Origin of the sequence: Aeromonas sp. R4-2 (genome assembly GCF_040908295.1) — a bacterium.
GTDB classification, from domain to species: domain Bacteria; phylum Pseudomonadota; class Gammaproteobacteria; order Enterobacterales; family Aeromonadaceae; genus Aeromonas; species Aeromonas veronii.
On the sequence record NZ_JBFODL010000025.1, the window covers coordinates 107,330 to 124,642 of the forward strand.

Below are 17,313 nucleotides of genomic sequence, written 5' to 3' on the forward strand. Positions count from 1 at the left end.
GTCGATGTGATTTAAAAACGGGATATTCTAGCCAATTGTGGAAGGAATAAACAGGGTTGCCTTGGCTTGTGCGGCTCATGCCGTCAATTTCTGGTGCACTTTTCTCCACCTCGGTAGAAAATATCGCCCGCAGACCCATTTTCAGGTTCAGTTTTGGCCATTCGGGTCGCTAATGACTACGTGTAGTGTTGTGCAATTCAGGGAAAAACCCGCTCCTCACCTCAATAAGAAGAACACATGATGAAAAACCTGTCACTCAAGCAGAAGATACTGTTGTCAGTGGTGATCGCCCTTTCGTTGGTGATTTTGTTGCTCTCCTGGCAGAGCTATAGCAGCCAGAAGTCCCTGTTGCTGCAAGGCAGCCAGGAGCAGTTGCAACGGCTGGGTACCCAGCAGGCCGAGCGTGTCAGCGACTGGCTCGCCGCCCGTCGCGACGTGATCCAGGCGCTCGGCAACAAGGCCGGTGCCGACCCCCTCAATGCCTTGCAACAGGCACAAGTTTCCGGCCGTTTCCAGCTCACCTATTTCGGTGAGAGCAGCGGCAAGATGAATGACTCAGATCCTTCCATCAACCGCGATGGCTACGACCCGCGCTCTCGTGGCTGGTATCAGGAGGCGATGAGCAAAGGTGGCCTGATTGTCACCAAACCCTATCTCGACGTGGCTTACAACATCATGGTGGTGACTCTGGCCCAGCCGGTTTCTGGCGGGGTAGTCGGTGGTGACCTCTCCATCGCCTCGCTAGTGGAAGACGTGACCAAGATGCAGCTGCCTGCCGACGGTTTCGCCATCATGATGCACAAGGATGGCACCATCATCGCCTACAAGGATGCTGCCAAGGCGATGAAACCGGCCAGCGAGATCGACAACGATCTGACCAACGCGCTGATCGAGCAGAGCAAGTCAAGCAAGGATCTGGTACCAGCTTATTTTGACAGCGAAGGTCGCGACAAGCTGTTGTGGGCGGTTGATATCCCCGACACAGACTGGGAACTGGTACTGGTGCTGGACAAGGCCGCGCTGGAAGCGCCGCTCTCCTCCCTGCTGATGACCCAGCTGGGCATGGCGCTGCTGGTGCTGGTGGGCAGCATCCTCGCTATCTCCTGGCTGGTCAGCATGCTGCTTGGCCCGCTCACCAAGGTCTCCCAGGCGCTGGCCCGCATTGCCGATGGTAACGGCGATCTGACCCAGCGCATCAAGATCGACGCCAACGACGAAGTGGGCCAACTGGCCAACAGCTTCAACCGTTTCGTCGGCAGCCAGCATCAGCTGATCGGCAATATCCGCCAGCTGGCCAACGAGTTGAACGCCGATGCCGAGCGCAGTCTGGTGACCAACCAGGCCGCGGTGGACGAGCTGCAGCGTCAGCAGCAGGAGGTGACCATGGTCGCCACGGCGGTCACCGAGATGGCGAGCGCCACCATGGAGATCGCCGGCAACGCCGAGAACACCGCCGCTGCTGCCCAGCAATCTGCCCAGAGCAGTGAGCAGGGCAAGATGCTGGTCAACAAGACCCGCCAGTCCATCAATGGTCTGGCCGAAGAGGTGGGGCAGGCGACCGAGGTGATCGGCGAGCTGAGCCGTCACGCGCAGGCGATCACCAGCATCCTCTCCACCATTCAGGGGATTGCCGAGCAGACCAACCTGCTGGCGCTGAACGCGGCCATTGAAGCGGCTCGCGCCGGTGAGCAGGGTCGTGGTTTTGCGGTGGTGGCGGACGAGGTGCGGGTGCTGTCGCGCCGTACCCAGGACTCCACCCAGCAGATCCAGTCCACCATCGAGACCCTGCAACAGACCACCGCCCGTGCGGTGAGCCTGATGCAGACCAGTCAGGGGCTGGCGGACAACAGCGTGCAGGATGCCGATCAGGCGGTGCGCGCGCTGGAAGAGATCACCAGCGCCATCTCCCTCATCTCCGACATGGCGGGTCAGATCGCCACTGCCGCCGAGGAGCAGACCCAGGTGACCGGCGAGATCACCCAGAACACCACCGCCATCAAGGATGTGAGTGACGAGATCACCGCATCTGCCATGCGCGATCTGGATCAGGCCCACAGCCTCAAAGGGCGTGCTGCTGACCTGAACCAGCAGGTGTCGACCTTTATCCTGTAAAGTGCAACTCTCGGCCTGTTCCGGCTGACATAAACAAGCCCCGCCCTCTGTCGAGTGCGGGGCTTTTTGTTGTTCGGGGGGCCGGGTAGTTCGGGTTGCTCGCGGGTCACCCTGGTGCCGGATACGTGCCCCTGCGTCAGCTGGCGAGTAGAGAACAAACAAAGAGCCCACCGAAAGGTGGGCTCTGATCATATACGTCTGACGGAAAGGGAATTACAGGAATGGCATCGCCATAAACAGCTTGATCACCATGGCGTTGATGATGTCGATAAAGAAGGCGCCCACCATGGGCACCACCAGAAACGCCAGGTGGGAGGGACCGAAGCGCTGGGTGATGGCCTGCATGTTGGCGATGGCTGTCGGGGTGGCCCCGAGGCCAAAGCCGCAGTGACCCGCCGCCAGCACGGCCGCATCGTAATTTTTGCCCATCACCCGGAAGGTGACGAAGATGGCGTAGAGCGCCATTGCCACGGTCTGGGCGGCCAGCAGAATGAAGATGGGCAGGGCCAGGCTGGCCAGATCCCACAGTTTCAGGCTCATCAGTGCCATGGCGAGGAACAGCGACAGGCTGACGTTGCCCAGCAGGGAGACCTCGCGATCGCTCACCTCATGCCAGTTCAGCAGGGTCAGGACGTTGCGCAGCAACACGCCGACAAACAGCACGCAGACGAAGATCGGCAGCTCGAAGGCGCCCCCTTTGAGCGAGGCGGAGAGCAGCTCGCCGCCCTTGAGGCTGATGGCGATCAGTGCCAGCGTCTCGATGACGCTGAAAGTGGTGAGGGGGCGCTCCATGTCGGGCATTTCGAAGCCCTGGGGGGCCTCATCCTGATTGTGCTCCTCACCGGGTACCTGCACTTTCTTCACCAGATAGCGAGCCACCGGGCCGCCGATCAGGCCGCCCAGCACCAGACCGAAGGTGGCACAGGCGATGGCGAGCTCAGCGGCGGATTGCACGCCGTACTTCTCGGAGAAGGTAGCGCTCCAGGCCGCACCGGTGCCGTGGCCGCCGGAGAGTGTGATGGAGCCGGCCAGCAGCCCCATGTGGGGATCCAGACCGAGCAGGGTCGCCAGACCGACACCCAGACTGTTCTGCACCAGCAGCAGGCCGGTGACCACCATCAGGAAGGTAACCACCGCCTTGCCGCCGCGTTTCAGGCTGGCGAGATCGGCGGAGAGACCGATGGAGGCGAAGAAGGCCAGCATCAGCGGGGTTTGCAGGCTGGTATCAAATTGCAGCTCCATCTGCAGGGTGGAGCGCAGCAGTAGCAGTACCAGCGCGACTACCAGGCCGCCGGCTACCGGTTTGGGGATGTTGAAGGTACGCAGCAGCCCGACTCGGGTAACCAACACCCGGCCAAGCAGCAATACTAGAGTGGCAGCGACCAGCGTTGCGTAGGAATCAAGTTGTAACATTCAGTACTCCCATGTTGATTGGCTGTGTCTTTCATAGCAAAAGACTTACAGATTCAGCCGGGATGAAAACAGTGTGGCTTATGTGCCAGCAAAGAAGGGGAAACATCTCCCCGCCCCAGGAAAGATGGGGCTTGTGCGGGCCTGAAATGCTCAGGCATCCAGATGAGATTTTAGTAAAATCCGGCGGATTGTAGCAAAAAGCATCGTTTAATTCCATCTTTGTCGTATTAATGCTCGTTTTAGTCATTTATTGTGACATTTAACACTATGTGGGTAGAGGGCAGAAAAGCCGAAAAGGGTGCATGGAACGGCTGTCATTTGGGGCGCCAGTCTCTATAATTCGCCGGTTTCCGCTGCACGCAGAGGCGCTGGCGGGCGTTGACATTGTGGTTCACCCCGACATGGTTCATGTTTTGGCGGTGTTCACTTCATCAAGAGGAGAGGGTGTGAAGAAGTCTATCTACATTGCCTACACAGGCGGCACCATTGGGATGCAGCGTTCCGATCACGGCTACGTGCCGATGGCGGGCTTTATGGAAGACTGTCTGGCGCGGATGCCCGAGTTCCACCGCCCCGAGATGCCGGATTACCATATCCACGAATATGCGCCCCTCATCGACTCCTCCGACATGACCCCGGCGGACTGGCAGCGTATCGCCGAGGATATTCGCGACAACTACGAGAAATACGATGGCTTCGTGATCCTGCATGGCACCGACACCATGTCGTTCACCGCCTCGGCGCTCTCCTTCATGCTGGAAGATCTGCACAAGCCGGTCATCATCACCGGCTCCCAGATCCCGCTCGCCGAGTTGCGCTCCGACGGTCAGCAGAATCTGCTCAACGCCCTCTATATCGCGGCCAACTACCCGATCCACGAGGTGACGCTGTTCTTCAACAATCAGCTCTATCGCGGCAACCGCAGCAAGAAGGTGCACGCCGACGGCTTCCACGCCTTCGATTCCCCCAACTATCCGCCGCTGCTCAATGCCGGGATCGCCATCTCGCTGGAAGCGGGCGAGTTGGGCGTGCCGTCCGAGCGGCCGCTGGTGCTGCACGACATTACCCCCCAGCCCATCGGCGTGGTGACCCTCTATCCGGGGATCTCCAGTGAGGTGATCGCCAATATCCTGCAACAGCCGGTGAAGGCGCTGATCCTGCTGTCATTCGGGGTCGGCAATGCGCCGCAAAACCCGGCCATGCTGGCGCTGCTTTCCGAGGCTTCGGCCCGCGGCGTCATCATCGTCAACCTGAGCCAGTGCCTGCACGGCAAGGTCAATATGGGGGGCTATGCCACCGGCAACGCCCTGTCGCGGGCCGGGGTGATCTCGGGCTTTGACATGACCGCCGAGGCAGCACTCACCAAGCTGCACTTCCTGCTGAGCCAGGACTTGCCATCCCACCGCATTCGCGAGCTGATGCAGCAGTCCCTGCGCGGGGAGCTGACTCCCTAAGCGATGCGGCCCTCACCCTAACCCTCTCCCGGCGGGAGAGGGGATAGAGCGAGGTGCTGTTGGCCACGAGGCTTGCCATGAAGAGCGTTGGCAGGTGGCCCGTTCACTGTTCGCAGGTGCGAGCCTGCTCCCTTCTCCCCTTGGCGGGAGAAGGGTTGGGGATGAGGGGGATGAGTCACCCGGCATCGATATGAAAAAAGAGGGGAGCCATCATGGCTCCCCTCTCTGTTGTGGCCGCCGAGAGCGGCCTGCCTGGTCAGCCTCAGTGGTTAAGGTCGACCCGCACTATCTCTTCCTCGTCGCGATACTGACGCTTGAGCTCGCTCTTGCTCTTCATCACGATCTCGCCGTCACGGCCGATGTTCATATGCTCCGGGTTGTCGAGATGCATCGACTGCCAGGCCATCACGGCTTGCAGGGAGGTGGCCTTCTGCTCGTCGGTGAGGGGCTTGCCATCGGGCCACTTGCCCAGCTCGACAGCGGTTTTGAGCCGCTCATACACCTCTTCGGGCATCTGCCTGATAGCTTGTAAAAACTCACCCTGTTGAAACGACATCCGGCCTCTCCTTGAACTATTGAGCCATAAACAGCGGGATCTGATGGGCCATGCAGGTAGACCCTATCGGTCTATGCCGGCAGATCCTGGCGGACTACGCCAGCCATCTGCTCCATCACCCGCACTACCTGACAACTGTACCCGAACTCGTTGTCATACCATACGTAGAGCACGCAGTGATCCCCCTCGGCGATGGTCGCCTGGGAGTCGACGATGCCCGCATAACGGGAACCCACCATGTCGGAAGAGACCAGCTCGGTGCTGGCGCTGAAGTCGATCTGGCGATGGAGGGCCGAGCTTAACGCCATCTGCTGCAGATAGGCGTTGAGGCTCTCCCGATCGGTGGCCTGCTCCAGTGACAGATTGATAATCGCCAGCGAGACGTTGGGGGTCGGCACCCGGATGGCGTTGCCGGTCAGCTTGCCCTTGAGTTCGGGCAGCGCCTTGGCCACCGCCTTGGCGGCGCCGGTGCTGGTCATCACCATATTGAGGGCCGCGCTGCGACCGCGGCGCTCGCCTTTGTGATAGTTGTCGATGAGGTTCTGATCGTTGGTGTAGGAGTGGACCGTCTCCACGTGGCCGTGGCGGATGCCGAACCGCTCCTGCATCACCTTGAGTACCGGAGTGATGGCATTGGTGGTGCAGGAGGCGGCGGAGATGATCCTGTCATCGGGACCTATCACCTCATGGTTGACCCCGAACACCACGTTCTTCATCTCCCCTTTGCCGGGAGCGGTCAGCAGCACCTTGCCGGCACCGCGCGCTTTCAGGTGCTCGGAGAGACCCGCATCATCGCGCCAGACGCCGGTGTTGTCGACGATCAGCGCATCGTGAATGCCGTAGGCGGTGTAGTCGATGTCGGCCGGGCTATTGGCGTAGATCACCTGAATGAAGGTGCCGTTGGCGATGATAGCGCTGCGCTCCACATCCACCTCGATGGAGCCATTGAAGGGGCCGTGCACTGAGTCGCGTCGCAGTAGGCTGGCACGTTTCTCCAGATCTCCGTCGCGACCACCGCGTACCACGATGGCGCGCAGTCGCAGCGGATTGGCAGCGCCGGTACGCTCGATCAGCAGGCGGGCCAGCAGGCGGCCGATACGGCCAAAGCCGTAGAGCACCACGTCGGTCGGCTGCGGCATCTGGCTGCGGCCAAGGGCCGGTGCCAGTCGCGCTTGCAGATAGTCCTCGATCCCCGCTTCATCCTGATGATCCTGCCAGTAGCCGACTGCCAGCTTGCCAAGGTCAACCTCGGCGGCGGTGGGTTTGAGGGCAACGATGGCCTGAAGCAGGGGGAAGCTTTGCTGGATGGGGAGGGGGGCGCCCTGGTGGCGGCGGACGACCCGGTGGGCCTTGAGGATATCGATGGTGGAGGCGTTTTGCAGCGGGCGGCCGTAGAGGGTGATCTCGACCCCTTGTTGTCTGTAGAGGCGACCAATCAAGGGCTGCATGGCTTCGGCGAGCTCCTGGCTCTCCTGCCACGCTTGCAAGTAGTGCTCGTGGGTCATTGACCAGATCCTTTATTTCACGTTGTTGGTGTAAATAGAAAATTCGTCGAATGCAGATCAGTGTAGGGGTGTATATTTCGTTATATTATTCTGCAATCGCGGCCTTATATGGCGCGCGCATTGTAATGGATATGTAACCGGTTTGCTAGCCGGAGGTGGCCCGTAAAGGCGCCAGTTGTTACCAACCCGCGTTACCAACAAGATGTGAACCATGGCCAATTTCCCCCTGCGACAGACCTTCATCATGCTTTCAGTCGGCCTTGCCGTGGCTGGCTGCAATGACGATCGGATCCACAACATCTGTGGCAATCATCCCGAGCTCTGCCAGGATCTGGTGGACGATGGCTGGTGTCGCTACGAGCGTACCGATGTGATCCGCAGTCGCTTCTATCTCAAGGAGGAGGGGACTGATCGGCGCAAGTACGAGCTGATGCGCAACCTTGAGCGCTATCTCAAATGTGCCGAGCGCTCCACCAGCATTGAATACAAGAATGCCCGCGAGCAGAAGAGTCCACGGGTAGAGGGCATGCTGGCGGCCGGGGATCAGTTGGCCCAGCTCGATGCGGCGACCCGCAATTCGCAAGATCCCTACCTGCTGCTCTGGCACTGGACCAACAACACCAACGAGCTGGCTCGTCAGCAGTTTATGGCTCTGGAAGGTACCAAGGCGCTGGATGAACCCGAGCTGCAACTGGCGCTCGGCGGTATCTACGCCAAGAGCGACCCGGAAAAGGCCATCGCCACCCTGCAGCACGGGCTCTCCCTCTATCAGGAGGGAGATAAGGTCAACAGCCGCATATTCACCTCCCTCAGTACCCTCTATATGGGCCAGAAACAGTATGGGCTGGCCTATCTGTGGGGCAAGGTGAGCGAGTCGTTTCAGGATAGCCCCGAGGTCTCAGCCAAGCGTTTTGGCATCTACCACACCCTGAGCAAGACAGAGCAGGATGGTTACGATGTGCGGGCTGCCGAAATTGTCGAGCAGCTAAAGCATGGCAACTACCGGCCCTGAGGCAGTGATGACGACGTTCTCTCCGGCCAGCTGCTGGCCCAATCCGTTCGATCTCTCTTTCGTTCATGGCGAGGTACGTACCGATGGCCGCACGCTTGAGCGCCTCACGGTGCGCGCCGTGGTGCCCCGTGGCGACGAGCTGCTGCTCGTTCACTCCCGGGTCAACGGCGATCTGATGTTCCCCGGGGGCGGCATTGAAGCGGGGGAGAGCCACCATGTGGCGCTCGCTCGCGAGCTGCTGGAGGAGTGTGGTGCCGAGCTGCGGGAAGTGGGGGGCCTGCTTGGCGAGACCCGTGAATATCGCGCCGCCCGCGAGCCTGGGTTCGATGCCTACTGCATCCGCTCGCTCTACTACTTGTGCCGGATTGGCGATCAGCTGGTGGCCCCGCAGCCGCAGCCCTACGAGATCCGCCTTGGCTTCGTGCCCGGCTGGTTTGCCCTCGACGAAGCGCTGCAGACCAACAAGACCCAGCTGGCGGGGCCCTGTCCCCAGTGGACGGCGCGAGAGACCCGGGTGCTGGCCCAGCTGCAACGCTGGCATCAGCAGGGGATCTTCGACAACGATTGTTGAGCACATCAAATGGAAACGGTCAGTGATACCAACAAAAAGAGCGCCAATAGGCGCTCTTTTTCATTGTGAGGGTGGCGGTTACTTGGCCACTCTGTCGTGCGAGATCATTTGACCTCTTCGCCCTTGGCTTGCAGATCAGCATGGTAGGAAGAGCGAACGAAAGGACCACAGGCGGCGTGTGTAAAGCCCAGCTCCATAGCGACATCTTTCAGCTCGTCAAACTCTGCTGGCGGCACGTAGCGCTTCACCGGCAGGTGGTGGCGGCTCGGCTGCAGATACTGACCCAGGGTCAGCATGTTGACGCCGTGGGCGCGCAGATCCTTGAGCACCTCGACGATCTCTTCGTTGGTCTCGCCAAGGCCCATCATCAGACCGGATTTGGTCGGTACGTGGGGGTGCATCTCCTTGATGCGGCGCAGCAGCTCCAGCGACCACTTGTAGTCGGCACCCGGGCGGGCGACGCGATACATGCGCGGCGCGGTTTCTAGGTTGTGGTTGAAGACGTCCGGCGGGGTCTCGCGGAACACCTCCAGCGCCTGCTCCATCCGGCCACGGAAATCCGGAGTCAGGATCTCGATGCGGGTCTGCGGGCTGTGCTCGCGGATCTCGCGGATGCAGTCGGCGAAGTGCTGGGCACCGCCGTCGCGCAGATCGTCGCGGTCCACCGAGGTGATCACCACATACTTGAGGTTCATCTCCTTGATGGTCAGCGCCAGCTTCTTCGGCTCTTCCGGATCGAGTGCCAGCGGGCGGCCGTGGGCCACGTCGCAGAAGGGGCAGCGGCGGGTGCAGATGGCGCCCATGATCATGAAGGTGGCGGTGCCGTGGTTGAAGCACTCCGCCAGATTGGGGCAGGAGGCCTCTTCACACACCGAGTGCAGCTTGTTCTTGCGCAAGGTGCTCTTGATGTGTTCGATCTTCTGGCTGGAGGGGGGCAGCTTGATCCGCATCCAGTCCGGCTTGCGAAGGAGTTCTTCGTTGGGATCCGGCATGAATTTCACCGGGATCAGGGCCATCTTGTCGCCATCGCGCAGCTTGACGCCCGGCTCCATACGAACGGGTTTGCTCATGATTCACTCTCGGTGTTTGTTATTGTTTGATAGCCAATCAGGCGGGCCAGTTCGGCCACCAGAATGGATTGCGCCTCGGCCACGCTTTGCGGGCCGCCCAGGGCGCTGGTCTGGGTCATGGCCATGCCCGCATAGCCGCACGGATTGATGTGCAGGAAAGGGGTCATGTCCATGTTGATATTGAGGGCCAGTCCGTGGAACGAGCACCCCTTGCGGATGCGCAGCCCCAGCGAGGCCAGTTTTGCCTCCATGCCAAGGTCATTTTTCACATAGACCCCGGGGGCATCGGCCTTGGCATAAGCCTGGATATCGCTTTTCGCGAGGGTGTTGATGATGGCTGTCTCCAGCGCGGTCACCAGCTCGCGAACCGAGAATTTGCAGCGGCGGACATCCACCAGTACGTAGAGCACCAGCTGGCCCGGTCCGTGATAGGTCACCTGACCGCCGCGATCGCTCTGCACCACCGGGATATTGCCCGGATTGAGCAGATGTTCGGCCTTGCCGGCCTGACCCTGGGTGTAGACGGGATCGTGCTCGACCACCCAGAACTCGTCCGGGGTATCGCTGGTGCGGTTGTCGGTGAAGGCTTTCATGGCGTCCCATACCGGCTGGTAGGGGCGGCGACCCAGCTGCCTGACAATCAGGCTGGACTGGGCGGGGATCTGGGATGACATGGCGTCCTCGCGGCGTGCTGCGGCCAAAAACAGTCGCCCCGCAGAACGGGGCGAGAGAGAAATTACAGTACGTATTTCACCAGCTCGATCTTGCCAAGGGCGTGGTACATCGCTTCGATGTGCTCTTTGCTCTGGGCAGTCACGGTCACGCGGACCGAGTGGTAGTTGCCCTTGGAGCTGGGCTGGACTGTCGGGCTGTAGGTGCCGGGGGCGTGCTGCTGCAGCACTTCAACCACCATTTCCGGCAGTGCCGGGTCGGCAACGCCGAGTACCTTGAACGGGAATTTGCAGGGAAACTCCAGCAGTTCATCAAACTTGGTATTCATTTACTCACCTTTTGCGTCATCACCGGGATGACTTCATCTTGGATGGCTAGTGGCCGATGGCCCGTGGAGGCCGCCATTTCAAGTCTATATGGGCACGGCTCATAACTATATGGGCGCTGCCCGGACCGGGATCAAGGCCAGGATCGGTCAGACAAGGATGGAAGTGCTGCTTTTTACCACAAATCAGGGTAAGGCGGAACCTGCAGTTTACAGGGTTATTCACTGCCTTTGCCGGTCACAGACAGCAGCGGCGCCTGTTGGCGCCGCTGTTTGGTGAGGATTGTGCGTTGGATTACTTGAACCAGCTGGTGACCAGCAGTACCAGATAGTCCCACAGACGGCTCATCAAGCCACCTTCCTGCACCTCTTCCAGGGCTACCAGCGGCACCTGCTTGATCTCTTTGTCACCCTGTTTCAGGAACACGGTACCGACGCGCTGACCCTTGGCCAGCGGCGCTTTCAGCTCGCTGTCGAGCTGGAAGTCAGCCTTCAGGTTGTTACCCTGACCGCGGGTGACCAGCACGGAGACATCTTTGTCGACGCCCAGTTTCACTTCCGGTTTGTCGCCCATCCAGATCTTCTGGGTGACCAGCTCGGTGCCTGCCTTGTACGGGGTCAGGCTCTGGAAGAAGCGGAAGCCATAGGTGAGCAGTTTTTTGCTCTCGGCGGCGCGGGAGGCTTCGCTGCTGGCGCCCAGCACCACGGCGATCAGGCGCATGCCTTCGTTGTTGGTGGCAGAGGAGACCAGGTTATAGCCGACCTGGCTGACGTGGCCGGTCTTGATGCCATCCACTTGCAGGGATTGATCCCACAGCAGGCGGTTGCGGTTGTGCTGGGTGATGCCGTTGAACACGAAGGATTTCTGGGAGTAGATCTTGTACTCCTCCGGCAGGTCGCGGATCAGCGCCTGACCCAGACGGGCCATGTCGTGAGCGGTACTGTAGTGACCTTCCGCATCCAGACCGTGCGGGTTCATGAAGTGGCTGTCGTTCATGCCGAGCTTGGCGGCCCAGCTGTTCATCAGGCTGGCGAAGGAGTCGGTGCTGCCCGCCAGGAACTCAGCCATGGCGACACAGGCGTCGTTGCCGGACTGGATGATGATGCCCTTGTTGAGATCATCGACGGAGACCTGCTTGCCCACCTCGATAAACATCTTGGAGGAGTCGGAGTAGTTCTTGGACCAGGCGTTCTGGCTGATGGTCACCATGTCGGTGCGCTTGATGTTCCCCTTCAGCAGCTCCTGGCCGATGATGTAGGAGGTCATCATCTTGGTCAGACTGGCGGGCGGCAGACGCTCTTCGGCATTCTGCTCGGCTAGCACCTGACCGGAGTAGTAATCGATCAGAATATGGGCCTTGGCGGAGATCTCCGGCGCGGCGGGTACCACCATGGGCATGGCATTCGGGGTCGGTGTCGGCACCGGCGTATTGGCCTGGGCGGTTACGCTGATCAGTGAGGCCAGAAGAACTGAACGGGCAAATTTGGACATCTTGAAATTCCTGCGAGCCAGATGGGGATAAAATGCGGGCCTAACTATACCAGATGCGCCCGCAGGTTATAGCCCGAGATGGCGATCAGAACTGGTTTTTTATCCATCACTCACTGTCATCACGCCATAAAACGACGTGATGACAGTGAGTAAGCGGTTAGTCACATCCGCAGCAAAAGGGGGCGATCAGGGAACGATAAAGGCCTGTTCCAGCCCGCCCTGACGTACTTTTTCCAGCACACTTGCCTGCTGGTCGGCGGCGACCGGGCCAATCAGCACACGGAAAATGGCGCCATGAGCATCGATCCGGTAAGGCACGCCGTAACGCTGGGTCATCACCTTGCCCATCGCCTCGGCCCGATCCCGGGAGCCGCTGGCCAGTACCTGGATCATCTTGCCATCACCACTGTTGGCAGGAGCTGCGGTCTTGGCGGGAGCTGGTTTGACAGGTGCCGCTTTGGCGGGCTTGGCCGTGGGTGCCTTGACGGGAGCGGGTTCGGCAGCGGGAGTGGCCATCGCCAGCGCAGTCGGTTCACCCAGGAAGCCATCTTGCGACAGCGTGTTGGAGGCCGCAGCTGGGGTGGTCGGAGTCATTTCGATGGGCTTCATCGGCTCCATGATCACCATCTGATCCGGGGTGTCGCTGATCAGTTCCAGCCGTACTCGGGCCTCACCACTGTCGACCATCTCCAGCTGCTTGGCCGCTGCGTAGGATAGGTCGATCAGGCGCGGGCTGTTGAACGGGCCGCGATCGTTGACCCGCACTATGGTCTCCAGCCCGTTGTCCAGATTGGTGACCCGCACATAGCTCGGGATGGGCAGGTTGCGGTGGGCGGCACTGAACAGCTTGCTGTCCAGCACATCGCCGTTGGCGGTCTTCTGGCCGTCCAGATCCGGCGACAGCCAGCTGGCGGTGCCCTCTTCGCTGTAGTGTTTGATGTCGCGCCACACCTCGTGCTTCTGCTTGCCGATCCAGTAGTCCCGGTTGCCGCTGGCACTCAGGGGCTCGGGGCGCGGAATGGCGCCGGTGGCTTGCGGGATCTCGATAACGGGTGGCTTGCTGACCGGTGCTTGCGGCTCGACGGGGGCGCTCTGTTCCGGCTGGCTGCTACAGGCGGCCAGCAACAAGCTCAGGCTGAGCGGGAGGAGTTTGTGACGAAGATGCATACGCTTCCTGAATGGCTTGGCTAAGTTGATACACCGCCATCGCATAGAGTGGGCTGCGATTGTAACGGGTGATCACATAAAAGTTATGCCGTGCGACCCAGTATTCCGGTCCATCGGCTTGGGCAAACGCCAGCAACTTGACCGGCGTCTGTGGGGCCAGCGGCGTGGCGAGCTCAATCCCTGCCGCCGCCAGTTCTGACCACTGTTGTGTTAACTCGGGCTCAGGCCTGAGTAGAGGTTCGACTGCCATCAACCCGATCTGGGCCGGTTCCACCACGGATTCGCCCCAGCGCCACTGGTGGCTGGCAAAATAGTTGGCCACGCTGCCGATGGCATCGACCGGGTTGGCAAACAGATCCCGCTTGCCATCCCCGTCAAAATCGACGGCGTAGTGGCGGTAGCTGGAGGGCATGAACTGCCCCATCCCCATGGCGCCGGCATAGGAGCCCTTGAGGGCATCGAGTTGCCACCCTTCCTCTTTGGCCAGCACCACCAGCTGGGCAAACTCCTTGGCAAAGAAGTCGGCCCGCTCGGGGTAGTGAAACCCCAGGGTGTAGAGGCTATCGAGCACCGGATGACGGCCCATCTGGCGACCATAGAAGGTTTCTACCCCTATGATGGCCACGATGAGCGAGGCGGGCACCCGATAGGTCTGCTCAGCGCGGGCCAGTGTCTCGGCATGTTGCTGCCAGAACTGCTGGCCATCACGGATGCGATCCGGGGTAACGAACAGCGGCCGGTAGCGATGCCAGGGTTTGGCCTCCCACGGCTTGCTGATGGTGTCGAGCACCTCCTGCCGTAACTGGGCGCGGGCGACGGCGGCCTGCAACTCCGCCAGCGGCACCTGCTGCTGTTCGGCGAGCAGGGCCAACCGATCCGGCGCCACGGCGGCGGTCGCCATCGTGGTGGCGAGCGAGAGCAGCAATCCGGCCCGTTTCATCAGGCGAGCAGTCTTCTATGAGTCTGGATGGACATCAGGATACCGAATCCGGCCATCAGGGTCACCATGGAGGTGCCGCCATAACTCACCAGCGGCAGGGGTACCCCCACCACCGGCAGGATGCCGCTCACCATGCCCATGTTGACGAACACATAGACGAAGAAGGTGAGGGTGATGGCGCCGCCCAGCAGTCGCTCGAAGCTGTTCTGGGCCTGCATCGAGATAAACAGGCAGCGGCTGATGACGTAGAGGTAGAGCACCAGCAGCAGGGCAACCCCCACCAGACCGAACTCCTCGCTAAATACCGCGAAGATAAAGTCGGTATGCCGTTCTGGTAAAAACTCAAGCTGGGACTGGGTCCCTTGTAGCCAACCCTTGCCAAAGACGCCACCGGAGCCGATGGCAATCTTGGACTGGATGATGTGGTAGCCGCGGCCGAGCGGGTCTTTCTCCGGGTCGAGCAGCATCAGCACTCGCTGGCGCTGGTAGTCGTGCATCAGGAAGAACCAGAGCACCGGCATAAAGGCCAGCATCAGCAGGACCGCCAAACCGATCAGCCACCAGCTGAGCCCCGCCAGAAAGATGACGAAGAAGCCGGAGGCGGCCACCAGAATGGAGGTGCCAAGGTCAGGCTGGGCGGCGATCAGCAGGGTGGGCAGCAGCACCATGATGAGGGCGATCACCACATGGCTGAACTTGGGGGGCAGCGAGTGGCGACTGAGCCAGGCGGCCACCATGATCGGCATGGAGAGCTTCATCACCTCGGAGGGCTGGAACTTCATAAAGCCCAGATCGAGCCAGCGCTGGGCCCCCTTGCCGATGTGGCCGAACACGTCCACCGCAATCAGCATCAGCACCACCACGGCAAACAGCGGCACCGACCAGCGGGCGTAGAGGGAGGGGGGCAGCTGGGCCAGACCGATCATCAGAGCAAAGGCGAGACCGCCGCGCACCAGCTGGCGCACGATGGAGTCCATATCCTGACCGGAGGCGGAGTAGAGCACCACCATGGAGAGGGTCATCACGGCCAGCAGACCGAGCAGCAGGGGCAAGTCGATATGCAGCTTGTACCAGATGCTCTGCTGGCGGGCAGAATTACTCATTGGGAGCGACCTCACTCGGTTGGGACGGCTTTTCCGGTGCCGGTGGCAGTTGCGGATCAGGGGGCAGCAGATAGGCATCCAGCATCTGGCGTGCAATGGGCGATGCAGCTCGACCACCACCACCTCCGATGGAGTTTTCCAGTACCAGAGCTACCACCGCTTTGGGCGCCTCGAAGGGGGCATAAGCAACGAACAAAGCGTTATCGCGATGCTCCGCCTTAACCGTCTTGATGTTGTAAACCTGATTTTCCTTCAAACCGACTACCTGGGCTGTGCCCGATTTGCCGCCTGAGGAGTAAGGCGCCTTGGCAAACGAGTGACGGCCACTGCCTTCACTGCCATGGTTGACTCGCCACATCCCATCCTGCGCCACTTTCCAGAAGCTGTCGTTCTTGAGCTTGAGGGCGATATTGGGGTTGATGGGGGCATCGACCACCCCCGCCTGGGAGGCGGTGCTCTTGAGCAGGTGCGGGGTGACGTCGTGACCATTCTGGGTCAGGATGCTGATCGCCTTGGCCAGTTGGAGCGGGGTGGCGCTCCAGTAGCCCTGACCGATACCGACAGAGATGGTGTCACCCTGATACCAGGGCTGGCGCCAACGGGCCATCTTCCAGTCACGGGACGGCATGACCCCCTTGGTCTCTTCATAAAGATCGACCCCTGTGTACTGACCGAAGCCAAACTTGGTCATGTAGCTGTGGATCTTGTCGATGCCGACCCGATAGGCGAGATCGTAGAAGTAGGTATCTGCCGAGACCTCGATGGCGCGATAGACATCGAGCCAGCCATGACCCCAGCGGCGCCAGTCGCGAAACTTCTTGGTGGTGCCGGGAATGGAGAAACTCGGGCCGCCGAAATAGCGGTAGCCCGGGGTAATGGCCCCCTCGTTGAGACCCATGATGGACATCATGGGCTTGACGGTGGAGGCAGGGGCATAAATGCCCTGAGTGGTGCGGTTCACCAGCGGCCGCGCCGGATCGTTGAGCAGCGCCGAGTAGTTGGCGCTGGAGATACCGGTCACGAACAGGTTGGGGTCATAGCTGGGGCTCGACTCCAGGGCCAGGATGGCGCCGGTTTTCGGGTCCATCATCACGATGGCACCGCGCTGGCCAGCCAGCAGTTGCTGGGCCTTGAGTTGCATCCGGACGTCGATATTGAGGTAGATATCCTTGCCCGGAATAGGCGGCTGGAACTTGAGGGTGCGGACAATCCGGCCGCGGTTGTTCACCTCGACCTCCTGATAGCCCGCCACACCGTGCAGCTCATCCTCGTAATACTTCTCCACTCCCTGCTTGCCGATATCCTTGGTGGCCGCATAGTTGGCGAGTTTTTCTTCCTTCTCGAGGCGCTCCACGTCACGGGTATTGATCTTGGCCACATAGCCCAATGCGTGGGTGAGAGTGTCACCAAACGGGTAGTAGCGTTTGAGGTAGGCCTCGATGCTGGCGCCCGGGTAGTTATGCTGATTGACCGAGAAGAGGGCTACCTGATATTCGGTCAGTTTCTCGTAGAGGGGGACCGGCTTGAAGCGGCGCTGGCGCTTCACTTCGGCGAGGAACTTCTCCTTGGTGCCTTCCGGCAGACCCAGCAGGGTGATCAGCTGGTCGGCGGTTTTTTCGAGATCTTTGGTCTCTTCCGGCACGATTTCCAGACTGTAGACCGGGCGGTTTTCCGCCAGCAGCACACCGTTGGTGTCATAGATGAGGCCCCGTGGCGGTGCCACCGGCACCACGCGGATTCGGTTGGAGTTGGAGCGAGTCTGGTAGGTGTCGTAGGACTCGACCTGCAGATAATAGAGATTGCCCAGCAGCACCAGCATCAGCACGACGATGCCGATGTAGGCTACCAGGGTGCGCCGGAAGAACAGATTGCCCTCGGCACTGTGATCGCGCATTTCGATGCGTTGTTTCAGCATGCCTTT

15 protein-coding genes are annotated in these 17,313 nt (G+C 60.5%); 4 read left to right on the forward strand and 11 right to left on the reverse strand.

Annotation, left to right across the window (positions count from 1 at the left end; translation table 11 throughout):
* Positions 1-240: 240 nt before the first annotated feature.
* A complete protein-coding gene (locus tag AB5Y99_RS19965) occupies positions 241-2,112 on the forward strand; it encodes a methyl-accepting chemotaxis protein (RefSeq protein ID WP_368210825.1) in 1,872 nt (623 codons plus the stop codon).
* 213 nt (positions 2,113-2,325) lie between these two features.
* Here AB5Y99_RS19965 and gltS read toward each other — a convergent pair whose 3' ends face one another.
* Positions 2,326-3,525, reverse strand: coding sequence for a sodium/glutamate symporter (gene gltS / locus AB5Y99_RS19970; RefSeq protein ID WP_005348115.1), 1,200 nt, complete (start codon positions 3,523-3,525; stop codon positions 2,326-2,328).
* 446 nt (positions 3,526-3,971) lie between these two features.
* Between gltS and ansA the strand changes: the two genes are divergently transcribed.
* Complete coding sequence (gene ansA / locus AB5Y99_RS19975; protein ID WP_005335195.1) at positions 3,972-4,979, forward strand: asparaginase; 1,008 nt, start codon at positions 3,972-3,974, stop codon at positions 4,977-4,979.
* A gap of 262 nt (positions 4,980-5,241) precedes the next feature.
* Here ansA and AB5Y99_RS19980 read toward each other — a convergent pair whose 3' ends face one another.
* Both AB5Y99_RS19980 and AB5Y99_RS19985 read right to left on the reverse strand, forming a co-directional pair.
* A complete protein-coding gene (locus AB5Y99_RS19980; protein WP_021229727.1) occupies positions 5,242-5,535 on the reverse strand; it encodes a YeaC family protein in 294 nt (97 codons plus the stop codon).
* 71 nt (positions 5,536-5,606) lie between these two features.
* A complete protein-coding gene (locus tag AB5Y99_RS19985) occupies positions 5,607-7,040 on the reverse strand; it encodes a glyceraldehyde-3-phosphate dehydrogenase (RefSeq protein ID WP_368210684.1) in 1,434 nt (477 codons plus the stop codon).
* 211 nt (positions 7,041-7,251) lie between these two features.
* Between AB5Y99_RS19985 and AB5Y99_RS19990 the strand changes: the two genes are divergently transcribed.
* Positions 7,252-8,052 (forward strand): DUF2989 domain-containing protein, encoded by an 801-nt coding sequence (locus AB5Y99_RS19990; protein WP_005335192.1) that lies wholly within the window; start codon positions 7,252-7,254, stop codon positions 8,050-8,052.
* Between the two features lie 7 nt (positions 8,053-8,059).
* Positions 8,060-8,623, forward strand: a complete 564-nt coding sequence (locus tag AB5Y99_RS19995; protein WP_064335642.1) for an NUDIX domain-containing protein — start codon at positions 8,060-8,062, stop codon at positions 8,621-8,623.
* A gap of 104 nt (positions 8,624-8,727) precedes the next feature.
* Here AB5Y99_RS19995 and lipA read toward each other — a convergent pair whose 3' ends face one another.
* The 8 genes from lipA to mrdA form a co-directional block, all read right to left on the reverse strand.
* Positions 8,728-9,693: a lipoyl synthase gene (gene lipA / locus AB5Y99_RS20000; RefSeq protein WP_005335190.1), complete on the reverse strand. Its 966-nt coding sequence runs from the start codon at positions 9,691-9,693 to the stop codon at positions 8,728-8,730.
* A complete protein-coding gene (gene lipB / locus AB5Y99_RS20005; RefSeq protein WP_040066806.1) occupies positions 9,690-10,367 on the reverse strand; it encodes a lipoyl(octanoyl) transferase LipB in 678 nt (225 codons plus the stop codon). Before lipB ends, lipA begins: the two co-directional genes overlap by 4 nt.
* 62 nt (positions 10,368-10,429) lie before the next feature.
* On the reverse strand, positions 10,430-10,693 hold the full coding sequence (gene ybeD, locus AB5Y99_RS20010; protein WP_005335178.1) for a DUF493 family protein YbeD: 264 nt from the start codon (positions 10,691-10,693) through the stop codon (positions 10,430-10,432).
* 292 nt (positions 10,694-10,985) lie between these two features.
* The gene (locus AB5Y99_RS20015) at positions 10,986-12,182 is read right to left on the reverse strand and encodes a D-alanyl-D-alanine carboxypeptidase family protein (RefSeq protein ID WP_005335176.1); all 1,197 of its coding nucleotides are present in this window, start codon (positions 12,180-12,182) and stop codon (positions 10,986-10,988) included.
* Between the two features lie 186 nt (positions 12,183-12,368).
* Positions 12,369-13,349, reverse strand: a complete 981-nt coding sequence (locus tag AB5Y99_RS20020; RefSeq protein ID WP_201946329.1) for a septal ring lytic transglycosylase RlpA family protein — start codon at positions 13,347-13,349, stop codon at positions 12,369-12,371.
* On the reverse strand, positions 13,291-14,289 hold the full coding sequence (gene mltB, locus AB5Y99_RS20025; protein WP_181223919.1) for a lytic murein transglycosylase B: 999 nt from the start codon (positions 14,287-14,289) through the stop codon (positions 13,291-13,293). The genes AB5Y99_RS20020 and mltB overlap by 59 nt, the downstream gene beginning before the upstream one ends.
* Positions 14,289-15,392, reverse strand: coding sequence for a rod shape-determining protein RodA (gene rodA / locus AB5Y99_RS20030; RefSeq protein ID WP_005335170.1), 1,104 nt, complete (start codon positions 15,390-15,392; stop codon positions 14,289-14,291). Before rodA ends, mltB begins: the two co-directional genes overlap by 1 nt.
* Entirely contained in the window at positions 15,385-17,307 is a 1,923-nt protein-coding gene (gene mrdA, locus AB5Y99_RS20035; RefSeq protein ID WP_103250745.1) for a penicillin-binding protein 2, read from the reverse strand. Before mrdA ends, rodA begins: the two co-directional genes overlap by 8 nt.
* Positions 17,308-17,313 lie beyond the last annotated feature (6 nt).

Bases quoted from the DNA above. Each gene is read 5' to 3' on its own strand.
- AB5Y99_RS19965 (WP_368210825.1), top strand. From the start codon at position 241: ATGAAAAACCTGTCACTCAAGCAGAAGATACTGTTGTCAGTGGTGATC.
- gltS (WP_005348115.1), bottom strand. From the start codon at position 3,525: ATGTTACAACTTGATTCCTACGCAACGCTGGTCGCTGCCACTCTAGTA.
- AB5Y99_RS19980 (WP_021229727.1), bottom strand. From the start codon at position 5,535: ATGTCGTTTCAACAGGGTGAGTTTTTACAAGCTATCAGGCAGATGCCC.
- AB5Y99_RS19985 (WP_368210684.1), bottom strand. From the start codon at position 7,040: ATGACCCACGAGCACTACTTGCAAGCGTGGCAGGAGAGCCAGGAGCTC.
- AB5Y99_RS19990 (WP_005335192.1), top strand. From the start codon at position 7,252: ATGGCCAATTTCCCCCTGCGACAGACCTTCATCATGCTTTCAGTCGGC.
- AB5Y99_RS19995 (WP_064335642.1), top strand. From the start codon at position 8,060: ATGACGACGTTCTCTCCGGCCAGCTGCTGGCCCAATCCGTTCGATCTC.
- lipA (WP_005335190.1), bottom strand. From the start codon at position 9,693: ATGAGCAAACCCGTTCGTATGGAGCCGGGCGTCAAGCTGCGCGATGGC.
- lipB (WP_040066806.1), bottom strand. From the start codon at position 10,367: ATGTCATCCCAGATCCCCGCCCAGTCCAGCCTGATTGTCAGGCAGCTG.
- ybeD (WP_005335178.1), bottom strand. From the start codon at position 10,693: ATGAATACCAAGTTTGATGAACTGCTGGAGTTTCCCTGCAAATTCCCG.
- AB5Y99_RS20015 (WP_005335176.1), bottom strand. From the start codon at position 12,182: ATGTCCAAATTTGCCCGTTCAGTTCTTCTGGCCTCACTGATCAGCGTA.
- AB5Y99_RS20020 (WP_201946329.1), bottom strand. From the start codon at position 13,349: ATGCATCTTCGTCACAAACTCCTCCCGCTCAGCCTGAGCTTGTTGCTG.
- mltB (WP_181223919.1), bottom strand. From the start codon at position 14,289: ATGAAACGGGCCGGATTGCTGCTCTCGCTCGCCACCACGATGGCGACC.
- rodA (WP_005335170.1), bottom strand. From the start codon at position 15,392: ATGAGTAATTCTGCCCGCCAGCAGAGCATCTGGTACAAGCTGCATATC.
- mrdA (WP_103250745.1), bottom strand. From the start codon at position 17,307: ATGCTGAAACAACGCATCGAAATGCGCGATCACAGTGCCGAGGGCAAT.